Here is a 24,367-nt window from a genome sequence, read left to right as displayed (position 1 = left end):
GGAATGAAATGGTTGATCACCATGTCGATGTTGATATGAACCGCTTCGATGAGGAGCCGATTAAAGATGTGAAGAAGAGCCTGACCAAGGTGGATGAGGCCTTGAAGGATTTGCGGGAAGGAAAGATCATCCTGGTCATCGATGATCCCGACCGGGAGAATGAGGGAGATTTGGTCTGCGCAGCAGAATCCTGCACCACGGAGAATATGAACTTCATGGCTTCCTATGCCAAGGGTCTGATCTGTATGCCCATGTCCAAGGAATACGTCAACCGCCTCCTCCTTCCCCAGATGGTCACCGATAACACGGATAACCATGAGACGGCTTTCACCGTTTCCATTGACCATGTGGATACGACGACCGGGATCTCGGCGGAAGAGCGGGCCTATACGGCCAGGAAGGTAGCCGATCCCGAGTCCAAGCCCCAGGACTTCCGTCGGCCGGGCCATATGTTCCCCCTCCTCTCCAAGCCTCACGGAGTCATGGAGCGGGATGGCCACACCGAAGCCACGGTTGACCTCCTCCGGATGGCCGGTCTCAAGGAAGTGGGTCTTTGCTGCGAAATCATGCGGGAAGACGGGACCATGATGCGGACCCGGGAGTTGGTGGATTTCGCTGAGGATCATGGCTTGACGGTCATTTCCATCAAGGAGATCCAGGAATACCGGAAGCGGAATGAATCCTTTGTTGAATGCATCGCCGACGCCACCCTCCCTACCAAGCACGGGGACTTCCGGGCCCTGGGCTACCGGAACCTCCTGAACGGGGAACACCACGTGGCCCTGGTCAAGGGGGAGATCGGGGACGGCAAGGATGTCCTCTGCCGGGTCCACTCCGAATGCCTGACCGGGGATGCTTTCGGGTCCATGCGGTGCGACTGCGGGGACCAGCTGGCCCACGCCATGGAAATGGTCAGCAAGGAAGGTCGGGGGGTTGTCCTTTACATGCGCCAGGAAGGGCGGGGGATCGGCCTGCTCAACAAGCTCAAGGCCTATGCCCTCCAGGATGAAGGGATGGACACCTACGATGCCAACCTGGCCCTGGGCTTCCCGGCCGATGCCCGTGAGTACTACATCGGGGCCCAGATCCTTCATGACCTGGGTTGCAAGACCCTCCGCCTCATGACCAACAACCCCGACAAGGTCTACCAGCTGGAGGAATATGGCCTGGAAATTGAGGAGCGGGTCCCCATCCAAATCCATGCCAATGAGACGGATAAGTTCTATTTGGAGACAAAAAGAGACAGGATGGGACATATCCTGGACTTATAAAGATAGTAATGGGAGAGAATAGGACTCCGGCCGGACAGGCCGGGATCCATGGAGTCAGATCATGAACCGGCCGAGGGCCAAGGAGAAAAAAGATGAGAGTGTATGAAGGATCCTATGTTGTCAAAGGAAAAAAGTTTGGTATTGTGGTTGCCCGTTTTAATGAATTTATCACCTCCAAGCTACTGTCGGGGGCAGTTGATGCCCTCCAACGCCATGACGTGAACGAAGAAGATATTGATATGGCCTGGGTGCCCGGAGCTTTTGAAATTCCTCTGGCTGCCAAGAAGATGGCTAAATCGGGTAAGTATGATGCGGTCATCTGTCTGGGCGCCGTGATCCGGGGAGCCACCTCCCACTATGACTACGTCTGCAACGAAGTCGCCAAGGGTGTGGCCCAGGTGGGACTCCAAACGGAGATCCCTGTCGCTTTTGGTGTCGTGACCACAGAGAACATTGAGCAAGCTATTGAAAGAGCCGGGACCAAGGCCGGGAACAAGGGCTACGACGCTGCCATGTCCGCCATGGAGATGGTCTCCCTCCTGGGTAACCTGGAAGGATAAAAAGATTTCCACCCAGACCAAGCCCGCTTCTGTTGGAAAAGAGAATGTCATGAATCAACAATCAGCACTGATCGCCATGTCCGGGGGGGTGGACTCCTCGGTCGCGGCCTATTTAATGAAAGAACAAGGCTATGACTGCGTGGGGGGGACCATGCGCCTCCACAACCAGGGGGAGCTGACCTTTTCCAAGGTCCATCTCTGCTCCTCGCCTAAGGATATTGAGGATGCGGAGGCCATCGCCGACAAGCTGGGCATCCCTTATCATGTCTTTAACTTCATGGATGATTTTGAAGAAAAGATCATTGACCCCTTTATCGAAGCCTATGAGGCGGGTCGGACCCCCAACCCCTGTGTCCGATGCAACAAGTTCATGAAGTTCGACCGCCTCCACCAAAAGGCCCGGGACCTGGGCCTCTACTACCTGGTCACGGGCCACTATGCCCAGGTGGAGGAAAGGGAAGGGGCCTTCTTCCTTAAGAAGGCAGCGGATCCCTCTAAGGACCAGTCCTACGTCCTTTATAACCTGACCCAGGACCAGCTGGCCCACACCCTCTTTCCCTTGGGCGGGATGTCCAAAAGCCAAACCCGGGTCATCGCCGATCGAGCCGGCTTTATCAATGCGGATAAGCCGGATTCCATGGATATCTGCTTCGTCCCCGATGGGGATTACGCCCGGGTCATCGAAGAGCGGACCGGACGGACCTATCCCGAAGGGGATTTCGTGACCAAGGAAGGAGAGGTCCTGGGCCGCCACAAGGGGATCATCCACTACACCATCGGCCAAAGGCGGGGTCTAGGCATCGCTTCGGCCAAACCCCTCTATGTCCTCTCCATTGACCCCCTGAACAACCGGGTCATCCTGGGTCACCGGGAGGACCTCTTTTCCAGCCGGGTTCTGGTGGAAGGGGTCCACTGGATCAGCGGAAAGGCCCCCTCAATTCCCTTCACCTGCAAGGCCAAACTCCGCTACCGCCAGCAGGAGGAGGCCTGCCGGGTTATCCCCCTGGAAGACGGAGCCGTGACCCTGGATTTTGACCGGCCCCAGCGGGCCGTCACCCCCGGCCAGGCCGCCGTCTTTTATGACGGGGACTACGTCCTCGGTGGGGGAACCATCATTCAGTAAATTGTCCCTCGAACGTCAGGAGTTTTCATGACTAGGAGTTTATCTATTGCTTTCGCCTATGTGGGCGTTTTAACCGGAGCGGGCCTGGCTTCCGGCCAGGAACTCCTCCAATATTTTACGGCCTTCGGAAAGGCCGGCCTCGTCGGCATCATCGTGGTCGGCTTCTTGCACACCTTTCTCGGAGCCATGATCCTCCAGCTGGGGTCCTACTTTCAGGCTTCGGAGCACGATGAGGTTCTCCAGGAGATCACCCATCCCTGGATCAACCGCTTCCTTGACCTGGCCCTGGTCCTCACCTGCTTTGTCATCGGCTTCGTCATGATTGCCGGGGCAGGAGCCAATCTCAACCAGCAATTCGGCCTACCGGTTTGGCTGGGCTCGGCCCTATGTGCGGGCCTGGTCATCCTGGTGGGCCACCTGGACTTCGACAAGGTCCAAGCCATCATCGGCTCTTTCACCATCCTCGTTATCGGCTTTATCGGCCTGGCGGCCATCCATACTTTCCTCCATTTAGAAGGGGATTTTTTTGCCAATGAGGCCCTGGCCAGGAGCCTACCCACCACCCTGCCCAACATCTGGGTTTCGGTCATCAACTACTTTTCCATGTGCTTCATTACCGGAGCTTCTATGGCCATTGTCCTGGGCGGAAATGCCTTCCATCTCAAGGAAGCCGGCCGGGGAGGTCTGGTTGGTGGTCTGATTGTCGGCCTGATCGGGATTGTCATTGCCATGGTTTTGTATGTACGCCTGGATCAGGTCATGGGATCCGATATCCCCATGTTGAAACTGGTGGAAGAAATCTCACCCATCCTGGGCTTTCTGATGTCCCTGGTCATCTATGCCATGATCTTCAACACCGCCATGGGCCTCTACTACGCCCTTGCCCGCCGTTTCTCCGGTGACCGGCCCCGGAGGTTTTCCCTGGTCCTGATCGGCCTGGTCCTTGTCGGCTTTGCCCTCTCCTTTGTGGGCTTCAAGACCCTCATCGCCTACATGTATCCCATGCTGGGCTATATCGGCCTGCTCCTCATCGGCGTAGTGGTTTGGGCCTGGATGTCCCATCGGGGGACCATCCGGGTGGAGACGGGACGACGGTCCCTCATCATGGACCTGAGTAAAAAGCACTTCGATGACAACCAATCCTTAAACCGTCGAGAATATCGAATTCTCAACTTTCTTATCCGAAAATCCAACCTGGATGACCGGGAAGTCCGAGAGACAGTCCGGGATTTGGTTGAAGAAGAAAAAGAAGAGGACCGGGAGGAATAATCTCCCGGTCCTCTTTTTTTTTACCCGGGCATTTTGAAAAAAATCTATTAAGAGTGAATTGCTTGGGTATAATAATAAAGCTTACAAAAGAGAAGGAACTTTTGTAAGGGTTATTATTTATTGATTGTTGAATCGATTTGGAATTTGAGGATTTTTCCTCAAGGGTGAAAAAAGATTTGGAGGTAAGTATGGGACTTTTATCTTGGATTATTATTGGTGCTTTAGCCGGTTGGATCGGCTCAAAGATTATGGGCATGGATGCTGAAATGGGCGGGATGGCCAACATTCTCGTCGGTATCCTCGGTGGTGTAGTCGGTGGTTGGATTATGTCTGCTATCGGTAAGACCGGAGTTCAGGGATTCTCCATCTGGTCCTTCCTCGTTGCCCTCGTCGGTTCTTGTGTTTGCCTTTTCATCTACAAGGCCATCCGCAAGTAAATCGAACCGGTAGAAAAGCCGGCATCCCTCTTTGGGTTGCCGGCTTTTTTTATTGTTCTTTATAATAAGCAACAGCCAACTGGGTTCGGTCACGAAGGTCTAATTTCTCCAAGATAATGGAGAGGTAATTTCTTATGGTTCCCTCCGAAAGAAAAAGGGCTTGAGCCATTTCTTTGTTATTTTTTCCCTGGGCAACCATTTCCACCAATTCCCACTCTTTTTCAGTCAGGTCGTGAAAAAAAGGCCTTTGCTCAAGGCGGTTAGGAACATGGTTGATCAGGTCGGGGATTTTTTCGGCAATGGCATCCCCGAAAACCCGGGAGCCCTCTTGAATCGCATAAATGGCAGGAAGGAGGCCCCGGACATCCGACTTAACCAGGTAGCCCCTGGCACCCAAGCGGAGGGCTTGGATGATGTAATCATCATCCAGGAAGGTGGTCAGGAAGAGGACCTTGGCCTCGGGGTCTTTTTCTCGGATGAGCCGGCAGGCTTCCAGCCCGTCCATATCCTTCATCCGGATGTCCATGAGGAGGAGGTCCGGTCGGTGGGCCTCATAGAGGCCGATTGCCTCCTTCCCGTCCCTTCCCTGGGCCACAACCCGGATAGGGAGACCTTCCTTCTTTGATTGGGATTCTGCAATGAGGGATAGGCTTTGGCAGACGATGGGGTCGTCATCAACAATCACAATACGAATCATAGGATCTCCTTTCCCGGGGACTCTTCCCGGGGGACCTGGATGAAGATGTGGAAGCCGTTCTCCTGGTTGATTTTCATGCTGCCACCAAGAGAAAGAACCCCTTCCTTCATGGACAAAAGGCCCATACCGGAATTGCCGGGCTCTTTTTCTTTTTCACCCTCCCGCCTTCCGTTATCCCAGAGAAGGAGGAGGTATTGGTCGTTGTATTGCTTGAGATTCAGGTCAAATCGACTGGCCCGGGAGTGCTTGGCCGTGTTTTGAAGGGCTTCGCTGGCCGAAAGAAGGATGAAATAGTGGAGGGAGGGGCCGGGCTGGTCCTGGATTTTTATATCCAGGTGGACGGGACAGAAGGTGTAGTTTTCCGCCAGTTTCTGGAGTTGGCTTTCGATGGAGAGAGATTGGTCCCGCATGGCATGGACCGACCGCCGGACCTGGTCCAGGGCCCCTTCCACCTGCTTGCGGACTCCGGCGAGGGAGGAGGGGTCATCCATTGTTGCCTCCAGAGCCGCCAATTGGAGGATGGTCCCGGTAAGCTGGTGCCCCACCGAATCATGGATTTCTCGGGCGATCCGGTTCCGCTCCTCAAGGACGGCATTACGCTTGTTGACCAGGGACCGGGTTTGGCTTTCCAGGTAGGCAGTCTGGAGTCGGCGGATCCGGCCTTCGTAGTCATCCACCATGGCCAGGAGCCGATCCTTCCTTTCCTGACTTTCCACGGCCTCCCGGTGAAGATAGTGGGCGGTGAGGGTGAGGAGGAACCAATAGAGGTAGGCAAGGGGGTGGGCCAGGTGGAAGAAGAAGCCCAGGGCAAAGAAGATCAGGGGAAGTTTTCCTAGGGGGACCAGGAAGGGGAGGGAGGGGAGGAGGGCCAGGCAGGAAGGAAAGGGGACGGCCAGGCCAAGAAGGGCAAGATAGGCCAGGTGGGGGGCCGGGGAGGGGAGAGAAAGCCATTGACCGGCATAAAAAAGGAGGCCGGAGGCCAGGGTCAGACCATAAAGAAAGGCCATGGAAGGGGGTGTGGAAGAGAGGAGAAAAGAAGAGCTAAGGGATAAAAACATAACGATTAACCAGGCAAATAAGCTTTTCTTCATGGCTTCTTCTCTCTTTCTTCTCAAGACCCTACACCAGTATTTTACGAAAAGACCTGACATTTGTCACACCCTTTTGTGACCTTTTGAACTGGGCAGGGGGTGTGGAGCCTCGATATAATGACCATGAATCCACCGTCAACAAATTATGAGCATAAAGGGGGCAAGGATGAAGGAAGCCGTTAACCATCCCGAAGAATCAACTAAGGCCATTGAAATTGAGGATTTGGTCAAACGCTACAAGGAGCTGGTGGCCATCAACCACCTGTCTTTAACCATCCAAGAGGGGGAGATCTTTGGACTCCTGGGACCCAACGGGTCCGGCAAGTCCACCCTCATCCATTCCGTCTTGTCGCTTCTCTCCTACGACCACGGGAAGATCCGGATTTTTGGCCAGCCCATGCATCCGGATGCCTTAGCGATCAAAAAGGACATCGGCCTGGTCCCCCAGGAGATCGCCCTCTATGAGGAGCTGACGGTTTTTGAAAACATCGACCTTTTCTGTGGCCTCTATATTTCCGATGCCAAGAAGAGGCGGGAATTGGTGGATGCCGCCATCGCCTTTGTCCACCTGGAGGATTTCCGGAAATTCCGTCCGGCCCAGCTTTCCGGCGGGCTCAAGCGTCGGCTCAACCTGGCCTGCGGGATCGCCCACCAGCCCAAGCTCATCTTTTTGGATGAGCCGACCGTGGCCGTTGACCCTCAGTCCAGAAACCAGATCCTGGAAGGGATTAAGGAGCTCAACCGCCGGGGGGTGACCGTGGTCTATACCACCCACTACATGGAGGAGGTGGAATTCCTCTGCGATCGCCTGGCCATACTGGACCACGGCCAGGTCATTGCCCAGGGAACCATCGATGACGTTTTAGCCATGTCCTCGATCGGGGAGACCATCGAAGTCGTCTCTTTCGATTTGCCCCAAGGCTTTGTTGATGAGGTTAGCCAGGATCCCGAGGTCCTCACGTCATCTTTCCATGAAGGCAAACTCAGCCTAAAGATGAAGGCCGGATCCGACCGGCTCATGAGCCTGATCCACCGGATGGAGGAGGAAGGGATCAACCCGCTTTCCGTCACTTCCCGCCGTCCTTCCCTCAACGATGTCTTCCTGGAAATCACCGGAAAGGAGCTTCGTAACCATGCTTAGAATGATGTCCTACAGTGTGAAAACTTTCCTGCGAAGTAAGGACTATATTATCTGGTCAATCATCTTCCCCCTGGCCTACTTCACCATCTTTTATTTTGCCTTGGGCAACCTGGCCAGTAAGGATTCCACCCGTTTTCCCACCATTGAACTGGGCATCGTGGTCCAGGAAGAGGCGGACCAAAAAGTCGCCGACGTCTTTGAAAGCATTGACTTTGTTGAGGTTAAGAAAACAGATAAGGACTTAAAGGTCCTAAAGGATGCCTTGCGGGAGGATGAGATTAAGGCCCTGGTCTACCCCGTGGAAGAAAAGGGAATGCGGAAGTGGGACTTTCTCCTGGGTTACTCCAATCCCTATCCCGCAACCGTGGTTAGGGAGGTGGTCCAACAGATGAACGCCATCCCCGCTTTGGAAGAAGCTATATCTGAAGGCATTCGGGATGGTCACTTGGCCATGCCGGATAGGTCCATGGCCCAAGGGATGAAAGAGGATCAGGCATTCCAAGGGGTTAAGGTCATTTCCCAACAAAAGGGAGTGGAAGCCTTCTACCAATACTTCTTCGCCGCCCTGGCCTATCTCTCCTTTTTCCCCATCCATGTGGGATTGCAGGTAGCTTCCCAGGTTGAGGCCAACCAGACCCAGCTGGCCCTCCGCCGCTTGGCCGGTCCTAAGTCCAAATGGATCCTTTTTCTCACGGACCTGGTTCCCTTGATCTTTTTTCAAATGATCATCACCACCGTCGCTTATTATTACTCGCAATTTTTGGGTCTTGATTATGGAGGCCACCATATCGAAAACCTCATCCTCCTATGGCTGGGAACGGCGGCCGCCATCCTCTTTGGGACGGTAGCCGGAAGTCTTCTGGGGAAAAATCAGAAGCTGAGCAACGCCCTGGGCATCGGCCTCCCCCTTTTCTTCGGCTTTCTCTCCGGCATGATGGGGGAGGGGATCATCCCTATCGTGCAAAAAAATCCCATTCTCTCCGTGATCCAGTCGGTCAACCCCATCGGCATCGTCTCCCGAGGGCTCTATATTCTCAAGTTGGAAGGGCCGACCGACCGCTATCTGGCCACCATCAGCCGCCTTTCCCTGGTCTGCCTGGTCCTCTTTCTCTTAACCCTGGTCTTTGTGAGGAGGAAAAAATATGAAAATCTTTAAGCTCTTTTTCAAAATCGTCTCCCGCAATAAAGGGGTCTTTTTCCTCTATTTTGTCCTCTTCCTTTCCCTGGTATTTTTGACCACCAAGGTGACCAAGCAGGACAAGGTGGTGGAATATACCCAGGCGAAAATTGTCATTGACGACCAGGACCAAACCCCGCTTTCCAAAGGACTGGTCGACCTTTACCGGATGAAGGACACCGTCATCGATAAGACCCTGACCCGTCAGGAGATGGTCGACGGGGCTTATAACTATGAATTTGACCTGGGCCTCATCATCCCCAAGGGATTTTCAGACCGCTTCTACAAAGGGGACCAGCCTTCCCTTGAAGTGGTGGGCAACCTTTATGAGAAAAACCAGGTCCTGGTCCAGGCCCAGGCGGAACAATACCTTTCTTTAATTAGGGTGTTTCAAGCCACTCAAAAGGACCCTCTGGATGCCGATGGGGAAGACTATGCCATCCGTCAGACCTTGAAAATTGCCGATTCCAAACCCCTGGGCAAGATCCTTGACGAAGAGGGTCGCAACGATGCCAAGGCGGTGGCCTTTATGGGCCCCCTGGGCTTCATGGACTATGGGATCCTGTCCATGGCCCTGTCCTTTTTGGGCATTGCCATCATGGAGATTGAAAAGGACACGGTCCGAAGAAGGATACAAATGTCGGGATATTCGGAAGTCCGGACCTTAGGCGAGCTCCTCCTGGCTTCTTTCCTCCTCATGTCGATTCTCTGGCTAATCCTCCTGGTTTCCCTGACCGTAATCGAGGGATCCGTCGACCTCTATGGACGTCCCCAGATTCGCTGGGCCCTCCTATCCTCCTTTGTCCATATGCTGTCCGCCACCAGCCTCTCCCTCTTCTGTATCTACCTCCTCTTCCAAAAGAGGTCCTTCAAGTTCTTTCAGACCATCTTCACCCTCCTGGTTGCCTTCGCTTCCGGAGTCTTCATCGACCGGTCCTTTGTGGATACCAGGCTCCACGCCATGTCCTCCATTTTTCCAACCTATTGGAACATTGAAGCCATTTCTGATTCGGTCCAGTCTACCCGCTTCGGCCCGGACCAGGTTGCTTCCTTTGAGCGATCGATCCTGGTCATGGTCCTCATGATGGCGGCTTATTTTGTCCTCACCCTGATCCTCCGCCGCTACCGCCTCCGCCCCCAAAAATAGGGAAGAAATGGATTTCCAAAGACCTTTCAATTTGGTATACTGAGAAAAAGAGTGGACGTCAAAAAAGGGGACCCCATCCCGGAAGGAGGGGTCCTTTTCTGCAATCGGAAAGGAAGGTCTTATGTCTACAATGTGGGATCAATTTCGCGTGAAAGAGGGCGACAAGGTCGACCTGAAAAAATGGGACACCTCCTATAAAGGAGATCTGACAAAAGAAGAAGTCTATGACCATCTTCTTCCGGCCAACGGGGAGGCTTTCCGGGAGGCCCAGGAAGTCATGTATGCCGACAACCAGCATGGCCTCATCATCGTCATCCAGGCCATGGATGCCGCGGGGAAAGATGGATTAATTAAAAAGGTCTTGACCTATATCAATCCCCAGGGACTCAAGGTTATCCCCTTCGATGAGCCCACAGCCGATGAGCAGGACCACGACTACCTCTGGCGGTGCAACCAGGCCCTGCCCCGGCGGGGGGAGGTAGCGGTTTTTAACCGGTCCCACTATGAGGATGTCCTGGTCACCCGGGTCCACAACCTTTTGGAGGGGTCCCAACTTCCGGAAGACCTGGTGGATAAAAAAATCTGGTCCCGTCGCTACAAGCAGATCCGGAACTGGGAAGAATATCTCGAAGAAAACGGCTTCCATATCTTGAAGTTCTTCCTCCACGTCTCCAAGGATGAGCAGGCCGAGCGCCTCCTGGAGCGGGTGGTCCAGCCCAACAAAAACTGGAAGTTCTCCTCTTCGGACATCCGGGAGAGGAAGTACTGGAAGGAATACCAAAAGATTTATGAGGAGCTCATGGAAGAGACGTCAACCGATGGGGCTCCCTGGTTCATCATCCCGGCCGACCGGAAGTGGTACACCCGCTACGTCGTCTCGGAAATCCTCAAGGAATTCTTCCAAAAGCTGGATATGACCTATCCCAAACTGGCCAAGGAAGAGGAAGCTCTTCTCGCTGGTGCCAAGGAAAGCCTCATGGACGACCTGGGACTGACCGAGGATGACCTGGATAAGTATCGGGAATAGGGTTGGCTGGGTGGAAGAGCCGAGAGGTCTTTCGCCCCTGACACTCTGTCGTTTTGCTAAATAAGCAGGGCTTCCGACCCTGATAAACTTTTCATTCGCTAAAATATCAGGGTTTCCAACCCTGACAATTTTATTATTCTAAAAAATAGCAGGGCAATTTTTGGCCCTGCTATTTTTGTGATTTGCTGATTGATCAGGTTCAATCTTCCTTGTGGATGTCGATATAGTAATCCCAGGACCGCTTGATATTGTGGGCCTCATCTTTCACCTTCCGGTTGATGTTTACTTCCCGGCCGTCTTTGAGCCGAACGATGATTTCGTAGTCAGTCAGAATGGCCGCGCCGATACCCAATAAGGCCAGCTGGGGGAGGACGATGGCTCCAATGGCACCTAAACTGGAGGCAATATTGAGGATTTCTTTTTCTCCCTTGCGAACGATGAGGTTGGTTGCATTTAAGGTATGGAAAGCATCACGAATCGTAGAAATGATGGCATCAAGGGTGATTTTGTCTTCTTTCTCCCCCTCGCTTCTTTTTTCGTTCCTCTCTTGTTCTTTGTTGGGGACAGGGATCTTTCTGGCCTTTTCCACATATTCTTTCGCCAGGCTCATGTCACCGCCGGCTTCTTTTAGAGCCCAGGCAGAGAGTTCGTATCCGGCACCTGTTTCTTCCATCAGTCGTTCAACTTGATCTAAAGTAATCATTTTGCCTTCCTTTCTTTTCCATTCCTTCATTAGCGGGCATATTACCGCATTCATTCTTACCCCATCGCCTCAATCATCTTTACCAGTTGATCATATTTTTTTGTATTAACCATGTTTTTCTGAATAGAGAGCAATTTACTTGGGTATAGATAAATCTATCGAATGAGGAAACTTATTTCCTTATTTTTGTTGCACGCTGTCCTTTCACCTAATGTAAGGATCAGTAAATAATTAAATTACGTTTGGAGGAATTATGACTCAACAAAATCAAAATTTTTGGCAGCGCCATTTCATGGCGGATGAAGCCGGGAAGAATCTTTCTTGGGGTTCAGTATTTGCGGGAACCATTGCTTTTTTTGCCAGCTTTTTATTGCTTAATCTTTTAACAACGGCTTTCGGCCTGGGAATGTTCGATCCGACTTCAGCAAATCCCATGGAAGGTGTGGGGACCGGAACAATGATTTTCTTTGTCCTCTCCTTAGTGATTTCCATGTTTGTTGGTGGTTTTATCTCGGGCCTTGCCAGTCGTTATGCCGGTGGAATCCACGGCTTTCTGACCTGGGCTCTTGCGGTCGTTATTAGCCTGGTCCTCATTATTACCGGTGCTGCCAGTGCTTTAGGTATGGCCGGTCGTGTGGTCGGCTCCGCTCTCGGCGTTGCCGGTGATGTTGCCGGTGGCGTAGCTTCCGGTGTAGGAAGTGCTGTTGAGCTGGGTGGAGAAGCGGCAAATAAGGCACTTGGTGAACTTGACCTTGACCTTTCCGTAGATACGGATAAGGTTCAGGGGAATGCGGAAAAGTTCCTCAAGGACACCGACGTGAAAGAACTTCAGCCGGGTTATCTCCAGGGGCAGATGGATGAAGTGAAGGAAGAAGTCCAAGCCGCTATTGATACGGTAAAGAAGGATCCGGACCAACTCAAGCCCGCCTTGAAAGATCTTTCTACATCCATTCAGAAGCGGATTGAGACCATTACCACTTCCGTTGACCGTGAAGACTTGACGAAAGCTGTGGCGGCCAATACGGAAATGTCTCAGGAAGAAGTAGAATCTCAGGTTGACAAGATCGAGAAGGATCTGAAAGATGCACAGGGCCAGGCTGAAGCACGCCTTGGCGATCTTCAGAAGGCGCTTGATGAAGTTCCTGCCAAGGTCGAACAAGCCAGTCAGGAGGTGGCAGAAACCACCAATGAGGCCACCAATGCCGCTTCATCTGCTGCTGTTTGGGCATTCATTGGTCTTCTTCTTGCCCTGGTCGTCTCGGTTTTCGGTTCTGTGGTCGGTGTGAAAACAACTCGAGGATCTGAACGAGTTCTCTCTTAATAGTTAATTGAGACATGATGAAATCCGTCCCGACGAATCCATTCGGGGCGGGTTTCTTTGTTTATCAATCTAATTGGTAGGCCTGGGCCGCCTTGGGTATAATAAAAAAGAATTTGATGAGGGCACTGAATTACTCATATTGATCGGAGAGGAGAACGACTGATGAATGAAAAAATGTTGGACCAGATGAAAAATGGGAAGGGCTTTATTGCCGCTTTGGACCAATCCGGCGGATCCACACCGAAAGCCTTAAAACACTACGGAATTAATGAAGACCAGTATTCCTCTGAAGAGGAAATGTTCAACCTGATCCATGAGATGCGGTCACGGATTATCACCAGCAAGGTCTTTACCAATGAACGTATTTTAGGGGCCATCCTTTTCCGCAAGACCATGAATTCCAAAATTGAAGGCAAGTATGCTGCGGAATATCTTTGGGAAGAAAAAGGCATTGTCCCCTTCTTGAAGGTGGATGAGGGAATGGAAGCCGAAAAAAATGGCTGCCAGCTTATGAAGCCGATTAAGAGCCTGGATGAGGAGATCAAAGAAGCCAATGAACACAAGGTTTTTGGAACCAAGATGCGTTCCGTCATTGGTGCGGCCAATCGGGAAGGGATTGCTGAAATCATTCGCCAACAGTTTGAAGTGGGGAAGAAGATTTTTGATGGCGGCCTGGTTCCCATTCTTGAGCCTGAAGTGACCATCACCATCCCCGATAAGGCGGAAGCCGAAGAGATGATGCTGGAGGAGATCCAGAAGAACCTGGAGGCCCTGCCTGAAAAATACCAGATTATGTTCAAGTTCTCCCTGCCGACCAAAGAGGGCTTCTATGATGAATTGGCCAAGCATCCCCAGGTTGTCCGGGTGGTTGCTCTTTCCGGTGGCTATCCGATTGATGAAGCCAATGAATTGCTGTCCAAGAACTCCGGCATGATTGCTTCTTTCTCTCGTGCCCTCTTAAACGACCTGTCCGCTCAGCAGAGTGATGACGAATTTGATGCAAAATTGGATGAGGCGATCGAGAATATTTATCAGGCCTCTATTCAGTAGGATGTAGGGATTTCTTAGAAAGGAATACAAATGTTAGAACTTAAAATGTCAGATCAGTTGCTTGCTGCTTTCAATAAGCAGATTCAGATGGAACTCCAGTCCGCCTATATCTACAACGGGATGCGGATTTACCTGAAGGACCTGGGCCTTCCCGGAGCCACCCATTGGATGACCCTCCAGACCCACGAAGAAATTCATCATGCGGAAGACTTCATTGATGTGGTCCAGGAACTGGATGAACACGTTGAGCTTTTCCCCATGGAAAAAGTCAAGGCCCAGTATGATTCTCCGCTGGCTGTTTGGGAAGCCGGCCTGGCCCATGAGAAGGAAATCACCGCCTCCATCCTTGAAATGCTCCAGATGGCCATTGAAGAAAAGAATTACCGGGTGGAGAATTTCCTGAGAAAGTATGTGGATGAGCAGAATGAGGAAGAAGACCACTTCCGCGGGATCATCGACCTCTTCAAGATGGCCGGCGATGATAAGGCTGCCCTCTTTAAGGTGGACGGCATTCTCGGAAAGAGAAGCTAGGTAGAGATTCTGCAGAAAGAATTAGTCATAGAAAAAGCGGGGATCCGGTAAAAGGGATACCCGCTCTTTTTATTGGGGAAGTCACTTATTGTGATCAATTAATGCTTCATGAATTGAAAGAGTGATGTCATTCTCTGCTATAATCGGCTAAAGGACCCAATGGAAAGACATGTTGCGGAATTGTAAAGTCTAGGTGCTGGTGTTCGAAAGGAATCCTCACTAGAATAAAAACGAAAAAGGAGGATTTCCTATGAAATTATCGGATAAGATCGTGAGACTGAGAAAGTCTCATGGAATGTCACAAGAAGAACTGGCTGAAAAAATGAAGGTATCGAGACAGGCTATATCTCGGTGGGAAGTCGGAACAGCCATGCCTGATGCCGGCAATATCCTTCAACTAAGCAAGTTATTTCACGTTACTAGTGATTATCTCCTCAATGACGATTATCAAAGTGATGATGACTTGCCGATCCTTCAGGACAAAGAAAGTGACCGGGTTCATCAGATGATGGTCCTTTTCATTGCATTAGAAATCATGAGTTTGATTCTTCAATTTACGTCGATCATGATTCTGCAAAGTGCCGGGTTAAGCCTAATCAGCCTCATCCCATTTATTGCAATCATCGGAGGGTTTGAATATGGTTGGGGAAAAAGAGTCCATGAGAATAATGAGCGACTGATCTTGTTTCGGAAGCGCTTCTATAAAATATCCGCCTGGTTAGGCAGCTATTTCCCGGTCCGGCTTCTGGTGATGAATCTGATCAATTTCTATCCCCGGCCCATCAATACCTTTGTTTTAGAAGGGATAATCCTCTTTCTCTATTTCATTATAGCAGCCGGACTTTCCGCACTGGTGGAGAAAGGCAGCGGTAAAAAGAATTAAAAATCATGCCCCCGACGGTTGTCGGGGGCATTTTATTATTCTAAAAACAGTTTTTATGAATAATTTCTTTCCAGTTTTTTCCGCAAATAGGGCTGAATCCCAAAGCGGAGAATGAGGAGAAGGAAGACCCAGATCCCTACAATCAGGAAGACCATGTTCTGAAAGAAGGTCTCCGGCAGATAGTTGATGATGGGGTCGGTGGCGGGGTCAAAGATCCAATAGTTGTTGGAAAAGGCCAGCTGATGGAAGAGGACAAAAGCCCGGTCAAAGAAAAAGACCAGGGGGAGGCTCAAGAGGAAGGGAAGGCTCAGAGAGAGGCGGAAGGTCCAGGGAAGGAAGCGGAGGTCTCTTTTTTTGTAGGCCCGGATTCCAATAATTAGAGAGAGGAGGAGGCAGGCCAGGCCGGTCCAAAGGATGACCTGGAAGATGACCTTGACCTCGGCAAAGTGGGTGAGGGCAGGCCGGGATTGGGTCAGGCCCCGGAAGGTCAGCCTATTATGGCCGGGGTCCAGACAGTAGCGGATGAGGCCCTCGTAGTTCTTCTGGATGGTAGTTTCGGTCAGGGCATGGGAATTGATTTTTTGGTCGGAAAAAAGAGGGTAGGTCCAGGTCTGGGCCATGGACAAGATCAAAGCAAAGGCAAATAGGCCCCAGGTCAAGGCTAGGGTCAGGAGAGCCTGTTTGGAAAAAGATGTTTTTTTCATTGTGACTCCTTTTTTTCAGTTCACCTGCTTTATTGTACCAGGACCCCAAGGAAGGGGAAAGGTGGTATGATAATGAAGGAAAAAGAAAGGACGAGGAATGAAGTTTTTGCAAGAAAAAAAATTTTATAAGCAGGTCTACACCATGGCCTGGCCGGCGGTTCTGGAATCCTTCTTCATCAACCTGGCCGGCCTGATTGATACCATGATGGTGGCCGGCCTGGGCCCGGCCGCTGTGGCGGCGACGGGGCTGACCAACCAGCCCTATTTCATCCTCCTGACCCCCCTGATCGCGGTCGCTACCGCCCTATCGGCCCTGGTCGCCCGGAGGATGGGGGAGGGCCATAGGAGGGAGGCCAACACCAACTTCCTCTCCGCCCTAGTCCTTTGTGCCGGTATCTCCCTGGCCATCACCCTGATCACCCTAGGCTTTGCCGACCGGATCCTGGAAATGGCGGGGTCCAACCGGGAGACCCACGATATGGCCGTGACCTACTTCCACATCTACGCCGGAGGCTCCTTCTTCGTCAATTTCACCACAGTGATCAATGCGGCCCAGAGGGGGTCGGGCAACACCCGGATCGCCTTTACCACCAACCTGGTCTCCTCCCTGGTTAACATCATCTTTAATTACCTTTTGATCTATGGCCACTTGGGTTTCCCCCGATTGGGGGTCATGGGGGCTGCCCTGGCCACCATCATCGGCCAGGCTGTCTCCTTCCTCATGGCCACCCTCTCCGTCACCCACAGGGACTCCTACATCCACCTGGGCTACTGCCTCCGCCGGAAGATCCGGCCCAAGTGGGAGGCCTTCCGGTCTCTCTCTTTCCTGGGCGGCCCGATCATGGCGGAAAACCTCCTCATGCGAGTGGGCTTCCTGGCCACTGCCCTCATGGCAGCAGGCCTGGGGACCGAGGCTTTTGCCGTCCACCAGGTCAACATGAACCTTCTCAGCATGGGTTTCTCCCTGGGCTTGGGCATGCAGACTGCCGCCATGACCCTGGCCGGGAAGTCCATGGGGGCCGGCAAGGAAAAGGAAGCCATCATTTTTGGCAAGGCCTGTCGGGATATGGGCTATGGACTGGCGGTCTTCCTCGCCCTGGCCATCCTGGCCCTGGGACCAGCCTTCTATCACTTCCAATTCGCCGATGACGCCATCGCCGAGGTAGGGGTCCACATCTCCCTCTATGTCATTGCCATCGTCTTCTTTCAGATCCAGCAGCTCATCTACAACGGGATCCTCCGGTCGGCCGGGGATGTCAAATTCACCCTGGTGGCCTCCCTGGTTTCCGTGACCCTGGTCCGGACCCTCATGACCATCCTCCTGGTTAGGATCTTCCACCTGGGCCTGGACGGGATCTGGTGGGCCATCCTCATCGACCAGACCTGCCGCTTTCTCTTTTCCTTCTTCCGCTTCCGCCAGGGAAAATGGATTTACCTTAAAATTTAGTTTCCATTTCATCAGATCCTTCCTTCCACAACTTGCCCGACAACGAAAGGACGACCTATGGACAAGAACAGCTTGACCCTTTGCCTAAAGACCCCCTCCCGAACCTCGACCCTGGAGGTCCCTCGGAGACCCCATGCCTCCTACGCCGACTATGCCCGGGACCTTGCCCATGAATTTGACGGCCAGGTCATCCTGGCCAAAACCGGCCAAGTCCTCCATGAGCTCTCTGAAGCGGTCGACCCGGACCTGGAGGCCTTCACCCTTCTGGATACGGCAGATACGGACGGACACCGGGTTTATATGAGGTCCCTCTCCTTCATCTTCATCCTGGCCATCAACCGGACCTTTCCCAAGGCTCGGGCGGTGGTGGAGCACTCCATCTCCGGAGGAGCCTACTGCACCATCCGCCAGGGGAGTCGTCGGATGGACCTGGACTCCCATACCCGGGACCGGATCCAGGAGGAGATGGCCAGGATTGTCGAGGCCGACATGGCCATCGAACGCCAGCTCTACTCGGTTCCGGAGGCTATTGAATTTTTCAAGGAAATCGGCCGTCAGGACAAGGCTGACCTCCTCCACTACCTGAATGCCGACCATGTCGCCATCTACCGCCTGGGGGACTACTATGACTCCTTCTACGGCTATATGGCCCCTTCTACGGGCTATATCTCCACCTTCCGTCTGGAACTCTTTGAACATGGCCTGGTCCTCCTTGGGCCGGAAAGGGACCAAAGGGGAGTCCATCGAAATTTCACCCCCCAATACAAGCTGTCCGAGACCTACCGGGAGGCCGAGCGTTGGTCCGAGCTCCAGAAGATCGAAGACGTCTACGACCTTAACCAACTCCTTGACCAGGGAAAAATCGGAGAAGTGGTCCGGATGACTGAGGGCCTCCAGCAACACAAGATTATGGAGATCGGCCAGGAGATTATTCGGCAGAACAAGCGGATCATCCTTATTGCCGCCCCTTCCTCCTCCGGAAAAACCTCATTCGCCTATAAGCTCATGAACGACCTCCGGGTCCTGGGCCTCCGCCCCCTCAAAATCTCCATGGACGATTACTATGTTGACCGGGACAAGACCCCCTTGGATGCTGATGGACAACCCGACTTTGAATCCATTTATGCCATTGATTTGGACCGGTTTGAAAAAGACATGGACCGCCTACTCCATGGCCAGTCGGTTCCCAAGGTGATTTTCGATTTTCTCTCCGGAAAGTCCATCACCCTGGAGGAGACCCTCTCCCTCAGCGAAGGGGATCCCATCATCATCGAAGGGATCCACGGCCTCAACCCCCTCCTCTTGAAAAACCTGGACGACCGGTTGAAGTTCCGAATCTACCTCTCCGTCACCACCCAGATCAACCTGGATGACCATAACCGGATCCACACCACCGACCTCCGCCTCATGCGGCGGATGGCCCGGGATAAGGCCTCCCGAGGGAGGTCCGTCCGGGATACCATTATGGATTGGCCTTCTGTTCGGGCCGGGGAGAAGCGAAACATCTTCCCCTACCAGGAGGAAGCGGATATTCTCTTCAACTCCTCCTTCATTTATGAGATTGCTGCCCTGAAATTCATCATCGAGGAGGACCTCAGGGCCATCCCGCCCGAGGATCCGGCCTATTTGGAGGCCGGCCGCGTCCTGGCCCTCCTCAAGTACTTCCTCCCCATGGAGGATATTTCCGATGTGGTCAACACCTCCATCCTCCGGGAATTTATTGGCGGGTCGAAAATTGTCTGATGGAAGGGGGAGACCATGAAAGAAAAGAAGGAAAATGTCCTGGAAGCCGGTCGGAAGGAGATCGAAGAGATCGACCGGGCCATGGCCCATCTCTTCCGCCGCCGGATGGAAGTTTCCCGGACCATCGGCCGCTATAAAAAGGACCGGGGCCTCCCTGTCCGTGACCGCCACCGGGAAGAGGCTCTTCTAGCCGACAATGAGAAGGAAGTTCCGGAGGAGGACCGGGAGGCTTACCGGGCTTTTTTTCAGGAAGTCTTGGCCCTGTCCCGGTCTTGCCAGGAGGAAATACAGGAGGGCGCATGGACCGAAAAGAAAGCCTGATCCAGGTCAAGGACCTGCATAAAAGTTTCACCATGGGAAAAGAAGAGGTTCATGCCCTCGACGGCGTGGACCTGGATATTGGTAAAGGAGAGATGGTCTGTTTATTGGGTCCATCGGGTTCCGGTAAGTCCACCCTCCTCAACGCCCTGGCCGGGTTGGAACGTCCCAATAAGGGAGAGATCATCATCGGAGGAATACACCTGGAAAAGCTGGACGAGGAGGAAATCACCCTTTTTCGGAGCCTGAATGTCGGTTTTGTCTTCCAGTCCTACAACCTCATTCCCACCCTGACCGCTCTGGAGAATGTCAGTCTGGGTTTAATTCTAAAGGGAGTGGATAAAAAAACCAGGGAAGAGGCTGCGGAAGAAATTTTGATTCGTGTGGGCTTGGGCGAACGTCTCCACCACCGGCCCAAGGAACTCTCCGGCGGTCAGCAACAGCGGGTGGCCATCGCTCGCGCTTTTGTGGGCAAGCCGGTCCTGGTCTTTGCCGATGAGCCGACAGGAAATTTGGACACAAAGACCTCCTTTGAAGTCATGGGTCTGATGAAGACCATGATGGAGGAAAATCACCAGACCATGGTCATGGTCACCCACGATGAAGAAATGACGGTTTTTGCCGACCGAACCCTCCACATGAGGGACGGGAAGATTGAAAAAGTGGTTCACCGGCACAGTCCTGATGAGTACAATAAGGAAGAACCCGGTCACAAGGAGGACAGCCATGAATGAGAAAACGCCCATCCAAGTTGTAAAGATATTATTCTTCTGCCGAGATCAGGCCGGAAATCTCCGGGAGATTCAAGACACTCTCGACAAAGGTCAAGAATACCTGGCTATTTTCCAGGTCAAAAATACCGGACAGACCGGTTTGATTTTGGAGGGTTTAGATTTTCAGGCCTGGGATCAAGTCGGTTTAGTGCCGACCGATGGGAAGACTTTTATCGACCCAGAGAAGGAAGTTTCCCGGGTCATCAAGAGCCTGGTTCCTTTTGGAGAGAAGCTGGAGGCAGGGGAGGTCAGCCTTATTCCCCTGACTTTCCTTTGCAAAAACTCTGTCACTTTGGATAAAGATCAGCTTTCCGCATTGATAAAATCTTGTTTTGAGAAAATAGCTAAGCCTCAGGAAAAAGATGAACCAGGAGAGAAAAAAGGCGAAGAAAACGAAGGCAACCCGAAGGAACAAGCTCCCTCCACAGATGAACTGATAAAGACTCTTCAGGGAATGCTTGCCACAGGTCAGAGTTCATTAAAGAAGAGGGGAAGTATGAGTGATCTGGAGGGTCTACTTGCATCCAATGGATGGTCAAAAGGCGACTTGTCCCAGATAGGCGGACAAGCGGCTATGCCGGGCCTCAACATCAATGACCTTCCTTCTATGGGGGGGATGAATGGAGGATCCATGACGGAAAAGAATAAGCCCAAGCTCATTATTTCCAATTATGAAATTGATCCGGAAATGCCAAGGGCAGGAGAGGACTTTACCCTGAACCTGGATTTTTTCAACACCAACCAATCCAAGGCCATCCGGAATATCAAAATCACCATGAATGCGGAGGGGGCCGGTCCCACATCCGGGGCACTCTCCGATATGTTGGGCAGTTCTGCCGGCGGAGCCAGTCCCCAGGCCGGGTCCATCTTTATCCCGGTCAATTCCTCCAACACCTTCTATATTGAAAAGATGGCGGCAGGCAAGCACTCTTCTCAGTCCATTACTCTAAAAGCCATACCGACAGCCCCGGCACAAACCTATTCCGTCAACCTGGCTTTTGAATATGAGGATATGGAGGGCAACCAATATACGGCCCAGGAAGTCGTCGGCATCCCCGTTGTGCAAAAGGCGGAAATCCTTTTGGGCGATCCCGTTCTTGGGCAAGCTTATTCCGGTCAACCGATGACGGTGGACCTGGATTTTTACAACACGGGCAAGGATAACCTGACGAATTTCATGGTTAATTTGGAAGGCAGTGGCTTTACCAGCAAGGAAAGCACTCGGTATTTTGTGGGGAACTTCCCCTCCGGACAGAGCGACCATTATTCTATGGAAATCATCCCGGAGGAGGCCGACCGTCTTTCCGGCCAAATTGTCCTGACCTACGAGGATTCAGCGGGCCAAGTGCATGAGGAAAAGGTCCCCTTTGAAAATGAGGTTGAACGCCTGAAAGAAGGGGAGAGCGTGGATGCGGCTACCGGGGAAATTATCACCCCCAAGGAAGAAGAGCCTCATACTGGCGGATTTTCTGCGATTGGCTTGGTCATCCTTCTTGCCCTTGTGGGCCTGGCCGTTCTCCTCATCCGTCGCCGGTCAAAGGGAAAGAAGGCCTCGGCCGAGGAGCTGAAGATCGATGAAGACTAGGGACTTGATGACCATGGCCTGGAGAAACCTCCTTCGGAGGAAGTCCCGGGCCTTCCTCACGATTTTCTCCGTGGTCATCGGGATCTTTTCCATTATCCTCATGCTTTCCTTTGGCTATGGGATTCAGATTTCCCAGGAGAACTTTCTGAATGAAATGGTCTCCTTCAATTCCATCACCCTCTATCCTTCCAGGGATTCATCCGGCAGGCAAGGCAGGGGGAAGATCAACAAAAAGGTCCTGGACGCCATCAACAAGGACCCTCGTGTGGACGTGGTTCTAGGAAAAATCGCCCTGTCCAGCCGTTTGAAGACCAATAAGAAGGGGGTGGAGATCCTCGGCGGTCTTTACGGCGTGGACTTCCAGGCCCTGGGCAGGCAGGGGGTCAAACTGGACAATGGTCGGCCCCTCTCTTCCCTGAAAAAGAATGCCTTCGTCATCGATTCCAATATCCGGGCCATGGATATCAGCAAGATCAGTCAGAGGTCCATTTCCGGAGCGGAGCTTAAGGACTTTCCCTGGGAGAGGGCTCGCTTCTCTATTCCGACGTCCATGAATGAAAACCCCTTGGATGAATTTACAGGGGGCGGGTCCGAAAAAGTGACCGTCTCCTATGGAGGCCGCCTGGATTCTTCCTCAAAGTTGGGGTCAAGTGCAGGCATCCCCTCCATTTACGTCGATCTTGAGCTGGCGGAGACCGTCCAGAAGAAGTGGGACAAGTCCTCTTCATCCGGCTCTCCTTTGGAGAAGATTGCCGGATTAAGTGGCTTGAGCGGAGGAGAGGGGCCTTCCGGGGACAATTACTCCGAGGCCACCGTCATCGCAAAGAGCATGGATGATGTGGAGTCTTTGACGGAGGACCTGAAGGCCAGGTATAATCTCACGGCCTTTTCCATGAAGGAGGGGCTGGACCAGGCCCAACAGGGGATGCTGGTTCTCCAGGTTGTCCTGGGGGCCATCGGCGGGGTCGCCCTCTTTGTTGCGGCCATCGGCATCACCAACACCATGCTCATGTCCATCCAGGAGCGAACCAAGGAAATCGGGGTCATGAAGGTCATTGGCGCCCAAGTGGGGGACGTCCGTAAGCTCTTCCTCCTTGAAGCCGCCCTCATCGGAATCATCGGCGGAATTGTCGGCATTCTGATCACCCTCCTGGTCTCCCGTATGGCCAACCACCTATTTATCAACTTTGCCCTTTCCCAGGGGGCGAATTTGGACCTGGACAGCGGTCAATTCCTGGGCATCTCCTATATCCCGGTCTGGCTCCCCTTCATGGCCGTTTTCTTTTCCGGCATCGTTGGCCTCCTTGCCGGCTACCTTCCTGCCCGCCGGGCCACCAACATTTCGGCCATTGAAGCCATTCGGACCGAATAAGGATTAATTTCATTCTCCCCATCATCAAGATCAGGAAAGGAGGAGGCATGGACCAAACTTTTTACCGAATTTCCCTGCCCCAACTGGAAAAATTTACAGGGAAGGAAAGTCTCCGTCTTGCCCTCTTGGCCGACTTCCACTTAGTCGACCCGGCTCCGGCCTTGGCCTCCCTCCGGGACCAAACCCCCGACCTCATCCTCATGGCGGGGGACTTCCTTCTTGGTCGCCGACTAACCCGGTCGGATGTTCAAAGACAGCTGGATCATTCTGTCCTCCCTTTTTTATCCCGGGCTTCAGCCATCGCCCCCTCCTTCTGCTCATTGGGAAACCATGACCGCTACCTGGAGGCGAAAGATCTGGAAAAGTTGGAGGACCAAGGCGTCCGGGTTCTGGACAATGCCTATGTTCGGACCGGAGGCCTGGTCATCGGTGGACTGACTTCCGGTCGAACCCTGGCCTTCCGGTCGGATCGGGAGGCCGTAGAAGAGAAGGAAAAATCCGCCATGTATGGCAGATTTTATTTTTTCAAACGATTTCTGATCCGGCCGGAAGATGAGCCCCGGCCGGACCTCTCCTGGCTGGAGGCTTTTGAAAAGGAGGAGGGCCCAAAAATTCTCCTCTCCCACCATCCTGAATATTGGGCGGAGGAGCTTGCCGACCGCCCCATCGACCTCACCCTGTCCGGCCATGCCCATGGGGGCCAGTTTCGCTTCCCCTGGAAAGGGCGGATGCGGGGTCTCTTCGCTCCCGGCCAGGGCTTTTTCCCCCGCTACACGGAGGGGGTCCACCATGGCCCCCATGGCGCCCTGGTCGTCAGCCGGGGACTGGCCAATACGGCGGGTGGGATCCCCCGCTTGGGGAATCCTACGGAAGTGGTCTATATTGAATTCGTTAGCGAATCATCAAGGTGATGTTATTCGGAGTTGAACCAGGCCGGCCTCTTTTGTGAGGTCGGTTTTTTATTGCTCCCTTGTTTCTTCAAGGGTTTTTAGAAATT

Annotated in this window: 24 protein-coding genes; 20 read left to right on the top strand and 4 right to left on the bottom strand. The window is 52.8% G+C overall.

Annotated elements, in window-relative coordinates; genetic code table 11:
* Positions 1–35: 35 nt before the first annotated feature.
* From HGKM_RS06860 to HGKM_RS06840, 5 genes are all read left to right on the top strand, one after another.
* Positions 36–1,271 (top strand): bifunctional 3,4-dihydroxy-2-butanone-4-phosphate synthase/GTP cyclohydrolase II, encoded by a 1,236-nt coding sequence (locus tag HGKM_RS06860; RefSeq protein ID WP_051010911.1) that lies wholly within the window; start codon positions 36–38, stop codon positions 1,269–1,271.
* Between the two features lie 92 nt (positions 1,272–1,363).
* Complete coding sequence (ribH, locus tag HGKM_RS06855) at positions 1,364–1,831, top strand: 6,7-dimethyl-8-ribityllumazine synthase (protein ID WP_019134597.1); 468 nt, start codon at positions 1,364–1,366, stop codon at positions 1,829–1,831.
* A gap of 49 nt (positions 1,832–1,880) precedes the next feature.
* Positions 1,881–2,954, top strand: coding sequence for a tRNA 2-thiouridine(34) synthase MnmA (gene mnmA / locus HGKM_RS06850; protein ID WP_034579859.1), 1,074 nt, complete (start codon positions 1,881–1,883; stop codon positions 2,952–2,954).
* A 27-nt stretch (positions 2,955–2,981) separates the two neighbouring features.
* Complete coding sequence (locus tag HGKM_RS06845) at positions 2,982–4,223, top strand: YkvI family membrane protein (protein WP_019134595.1); 1,242 nt, start codon at positions 2,982–2,984, stop codon at positions 4,221–4,223.
* Positions 4,224–4,411: 188 nt separating this feature from the next.
* Positions 4,412–4,660, top strand: a complete 249-nt coding sequence (locus HGKM_RS06840) for a GlsB/YeaQ/YmgE family stress response membrane protein (RefSeq protein WP_019134594.1) — start codon at positions 4,412–4,414, stop codon at positions 4,658–4,660.
* A 49-nt stretch (positions 4,661–4,709) separates the two neighbouring features.
* Here the strand turns inward: HGKM_RS06840 and HGKM_RS06835 are convergent, their stop codons facing one another.
* Entirely contained in the window at positions 4,710–5,357 is a 648-nt protein-coding gene (locus HGKM_RS06835; RefSeq protein ID WP_019134593.1) for a response regulator, read from the bottom strand.
* Positions 5,354–6,448, bottom strand: coding sequence for a sensor histidine kinase (locus HGKM_RS08365; RefSeq protein WP_019134592.1), 1,095 nt, complete (start codon positions 6,446–6,448; stop codon positions 5,354–5,356). The genes HGKM_RS06835 and HGKM_RS08365 overlap by 4 nt, the downstream gene beginning before the upstream one ends.
* 166 nt (positions 6,449–6,614) lie before the next feature.
* Between HGKM_RS08365 and HGKM_RS06825 the strand changes: the two genes are divergently transcribed.
* The 4 genes from HGKM_RS06825 (at position 6,615) to HGKM_RS06810 (ending at position 10,940) form a co-directional block, all read left to right on the top strand.
* The gene (locus HGKM_RS06825; protein WP_019134591.1) at positions 6,615–7,589 is read left to right on the top strand and encodes an ABC transporter ATP-binding protein; all 975 of its coding nucleotides are present in this window, start codon (positions 6,615–6,617) and stop codon (positions 7,587–7,589) included.
* Entirely contained in the window at positions 7,582–8,745 is a 1,164-nt protein-coding gene (locus HGKM_RS06820) for an ABC transporter permease (protein ID WP_019134590.1), read from the top strand. The genes HGKM_RS06825 and HGKM_RS06820 overlap by 8 nt, the downstream gene beginning before the upstream one ends.
* On the top strand, positions 8,732–9,913 hold the full coding sequence (locus tag HGKM_RS06815; RefSeq protein WP_019134589.1) for an ABC transporter permease: 1,182 nt from the start codon (positions 8,732–8,734) through the stop codon (positions 9,911–9,913). Before HGKM_RS06820 ends, HGKM_RS06815 begins: the two co-directional genes overlap by 14 nt.
* Before the next feature lie 121 nt (positions 9,914–10,034).
* Positions 10,035–10,940 (top strand): PPK2 family polyphosphate kinase, encoded by a 906-nt coding sequence (locus HGKM_RS06810; protein WP_034579857.1) that lies wholly within the window; start codon positions 10,035–10,037, stop codon positions 10,938–10,940.
* Positions 10,941–11,139: 199 nt separating this feature from the next.
* Here the strand turns inward: HGKM_RS06810 and HGKM_RS06805 are convergent, their stop codons facing one another.
* Entirely contained in the window at positions 11,140–11,643 is a 504-nt protein-coding gene (locus HGKM_RS06805) for a DUF4342 domain-containing protein (RefSeq protein WP_019134587.1), read from the bottom strand.
* Between the two features lie 253 nt (positions 11,644–11,896).
* On the opposite strand from HGKM_RS06805, the gene HGKM_RS06800 reads away from it, so the two are divergent.
* The 4 genes from HGKM_RS06800 to HGKM_RS08360 all read left to right on the top strand — a co-directional run bounded on the left by HGKM_RS06800 (position 11,897) and on the right by HGKM_RS08360 (position 15,428).
* On the top strand, positions 11,897–12,964 hold the full coding sequence (locus HGKM_RS06800; protein WP_019134586.1) for a hypothetical protein: 1,068 nt from the start codon (positions 11,897–11,899) through the stop codon (positions 12,962–12,964).
* A 162-nt stretch (positions 12,965–13,126) separates the two neighbouring features.
* The gene (locus HGKM_RS06795; protein ID WP_019134585.1) at positions 13,127–14,014 is read left to right on the top strand and encodes a fructose bisphosphate aldolase; all 888 of its coding nucleotides are present in this window, start codon (positions 13,127–13,129) and stop codon (positions 14,012–14,014) included.
* A gap of 30 nt (positions 14,015–14,044) precedes the next feature.
* Entirely contained in the window at positions 14,045–14,545 is a 501-nt protein-coding gene (locus tag HGKM_RS06790; protein ID WP_019134584.1) for a ferritin, read from the top strand.
* A gap of 250 nt (positions 14,546–14,795) precedes the next feature.
* A complete protein-coding gene (locus tag HGKM_RS08360) occupies positions 14,796–15,428 on the top strand; it encodes a helix-turn-helix domain-containing protein (RefSeq protein ID WP_019134583.1) in 633 nt (210 codons plus the stop codon).
* Between the two features lie 53 nt (positions 15,429–15,481).
* Here the strand turns inward: HGKM_RS08360 and HGKM_RS08355 are convergent, their stop codons facing one another.
* The gene (locus HGKM_RS08355) at positions 15,482–16,132 is read right to left on the bottom strand and encodes a TIGR01906 family membrane protein (protein ID WP_019134582.1); all 651 of its coding nucleotides are present in this window, start codon (positions 16,130–16,132) and stop codon (positions 15,482–15,484) included.
* 97 nt (positions 16,133–16,229) lie between these two features.
* Between HGKM_RS08355 and HGKM_RS06775 the strand changes: the two genes are divergently transcribed.
* Genes HGKM_RS06775 through HGKM_RS08340 form a run of 7 tightly spaced genes read left to right on the top strand, consistent with a single transcriptional unit; the run spans position 16,230 to position 24,281 of the window.
* A complete protein-coding gene (locus HGKM_RS06775) occupies positions 16,230–17,579 on the top strand; it encodes an MATE family efflux transporter (RefSeq protein ID WP_019134581.1) in 1,350 nt (449 codons plus the stop codon).
* Positions 17,580–17,636: 57 nt separating this feature from the next.
* Positions 17,637–19,322, top strand: coding sequence for a nucleoside kinase (locus HGKM_RS06770; protein ID WP_019134580.1), 1,686 nt, complete (start codon positions 17,637–17,639; stop codon positions 19,320–19,322).
* 15 nt (positions 19,323–19,337) lie between these two features.
* Positions 19,338–19,643 (top strand): chorismate mutase, encoded by a 306-nt coding sequence (locus tag HGKM_RS08350; RefSeq protein WP_019134579.1) that lies wholly within the window; start codon positions 19,338–19,340, stop codon positions 19,641–19,643.
* The gene (locus HGKM_RS06760) at positions 19,622–20,374 is read left to right on the top strand and encodes an ABC transporter ATP-binding protein (RefSeq protein ID WP_019134578.1); all 753 of its coding nucleotides are present in this window, start codon (positions 19,622–19,624) and stop codon (positions 20,372–20,374) included. Before HGKM_RS08350 ends, HGKM_RS06760 begins: the two co-directional genes overlap by 22 nt.
* Positions 20,367–21,998, top strand: a complete 1,632-nt coding sequence (locus tag HGKM_RS06755; protein WP_019134577.1) for a COG1361 family protein — start codon at positions 20,367–20,369, stop codon at positions 21,996–21,998. Before HGKM_RS06760 ends, HGKM_RS06755 begins: the two co-directional genes overlap by 8 nt.
* A complete protein-coding gene (locus HGKM_RS08345; RefSeq protein ID WP_019134576.1) occupies positions 21,988–23,370 on the top strand; it encodes an ABC transporter permease in 1,383 nt (460 codons plus the stop codon). The genes HGKM_RS06755 and HGKM_RS08345 overlap by 11 nt, the downstream gene beginning before the upstream one ends.
* Before the next feature lie 47 nt (positions 23,371–23,417).
* Positions 23,418–24,281, top strand: a complete 864-nt coding sequence (locus HGKM_RS08340; RefSeq protein WP_019134575.1) for a metallophosphoesterase — start codon at positions 23,418–23,420, stop codon at positions 24,279–24,281.
* Positions 24,282–24,367: the final 86 nt, after the last annotated feature.

Origin of the sequence: Kallipyga massiliensis ph2, from assembly GCF_000311985.1 — a bacterium.
GTDB classification, from domain to species: Bacteria; Bacillota; Clostridia; order Tissierellales; family Peptoniphilaceae; genus Kallipyga; species Kallipyga massiliensis.
This window is presented reverse-complemented; position numbering and strand designations above follow the sequence as displayed.

Bases quoted from the DNA above. Each gene is read 5' to 3' on its own strand.
- HGKM_RS06860 (WP_051010911.1), top strand. From the start codon at position 36: ATGAACCGCTTCGATGAGGAGCCGATTAAAGATGTGAAGAAGAGCCTG.
- ribH (WP_019134597.1), top strand. From the start codon at position 1,364: ATGAGAGTGTATGAAGGATCCTATGTTGTCAAAGGAAAAAAGTTTGGT.
- mnmA (WP_034579859.1), top strand. From the start codon at position 1,881: ATGAATCAACAATCAGCACTGATCGCCATGTCCGGGGGGGTGGACTCC.
- HGKM_RS06845 (WP_019134595.1), top strand. From the start codon at position 2,982: ATGACTAGGAGTTTATCTATTGCTTTCGCCTATGTGGGCGTTTTAACC.
- HGKM_RS06840 (WP_019134594.1), top strand. From the start codon at position 4,412: ATGGGACTTTTATCTTGGATTATTATTGGTGCTTTAGCCGGTTGGATC.
- HGKM_RS06835 (WP_019134593.1), bottom strand. From the start codon at position 5,357: ATGATTCGTATTGTGATTGTTGATGACGACCCCATCGTCTGCCAAAGC.
- HGKM_RS08365 (WP_019134592.1), bottom strand. From the start codon at position 6,448: ATGAAGAAAAGCTTATTTGCCTGGTTAATCGTTATGTTTTTATCCCTT.
- HGKM_RS06825 (WP_019134591.1), top strand. From the start codon at position 6,615: ATGAAGGAAGCCGTTAACCATCCCGAAGAATCAACTAAGGCCATTGAA.
- HGKM_RS06820 (WP_019134590.1), top strand. From the start codon at position 7,582: ATGCTTAGAATGATGTCCTACAGTGTGAAAACTTTCCTGCGAAGTAAG.
- HGKM_RS06815 (WP_019134589.1), top strand. From the start codon at position 8,732: ATGAAAATCTTTAAGCTCTTTTTCAAAATCGTCTCCCGCAATAAAGGG.
- HGKM_RS06810 (WP_034579857.1), top strand. From the start codon at position 10,035: ATGTCTACAATGTGGGATCAATTTCGCGTGAAAGAGGGCGACAAGGTC.
- HGKM_RS06805 (WP_019134587.1), bottom strand. From the start codon at position 11,643: ATGATTACTTTAGATCAAGTTGAACGACTGATGGAAGAAACAGGTGCC.
- HGKM_RS06800 (WP_019134586.1), top strand. From the start codon at position 11,897: ATGACTCAACAAAATCAAAATTTTTGGCAGCGCCATTTCATGGCGGAT.
- HGKM_RS06795 (WP_019134585.1), top strand. From the start codon at position 13,127: ATGAATGAAAAAATGTTGGACCAGATGAAAAATGGGAAGGGCTTTATT.
- HGKM_RS06790 (WP_019134584.1), top strand. From the start codon at position 14,045: ATGTTAGAACTTAAAATGTCAGATCAGTTGCTTGCTGCTTTCAATAAG.
- HGKM_RS08360 (WP_019134583.1), top strand. From the start codon at position 14,796: ATGAAATTATCGGATAAGATCGTGAGACTGAGAAAGTCTCATGGAATG.
- HGKM_RS08355 (WP_019134582.1), bottom strand. From the start codon at position 16,132: ATGAAAAAAACATCTTTTTCCAAACAGGCTCTCCTGACCCTAGCCTTG.
- HGKM_RS06775 (WP_019134581.1), top strand. From the start codon at position 16,230: ATGAAGTTTTTGCAAGAAAAAAAATTTTATAAGCAGGTCTACACCATG.
- HGKM_RS06770 (WP_019134580.1), top strand. From the start codon at position 17,637: ATGGACAAGAACAGCTTGACCCTTTGCCTAAAGACCCCCTCCCGAACC.
- HGKM_RS08350 (WP_019134579.1), top strand. From the start codon at position 19,338: ATGAAAGAAAAGAAGGAAAATGTCCTGGAAGCCGGTCGGAAGGAGATC.
- HGKM_RS06760 (WP_019134578.1), top strand. From the start codon at position 19,622: ATGGACCGAAAAGAAAGCCTGATCCAGGTCAAGGACCTGCATAAAAGT.
- HGKM_RS06755 (WP_019134577.1), top strand. From the start codon at position 20,367: ATGAATGAGAAAACGCCCATCCAAGTTGTAAAGATATTATTCTTCTGC.
- HGKM_RS08345 (WP_019134576.1), top strand. From the start codon at position 21,988: ATGAAGACTAGGGACTTGATGACCATGGCCTGGAGAAACCTCCTTCGG.
- HGKM_RS08340 (WP_019134575.1), top strand. From the start codon at position 23,418: ATGGACCAAACTTTTTACCGAATTTCCCTGCCCCAACTGGAAAAATTT.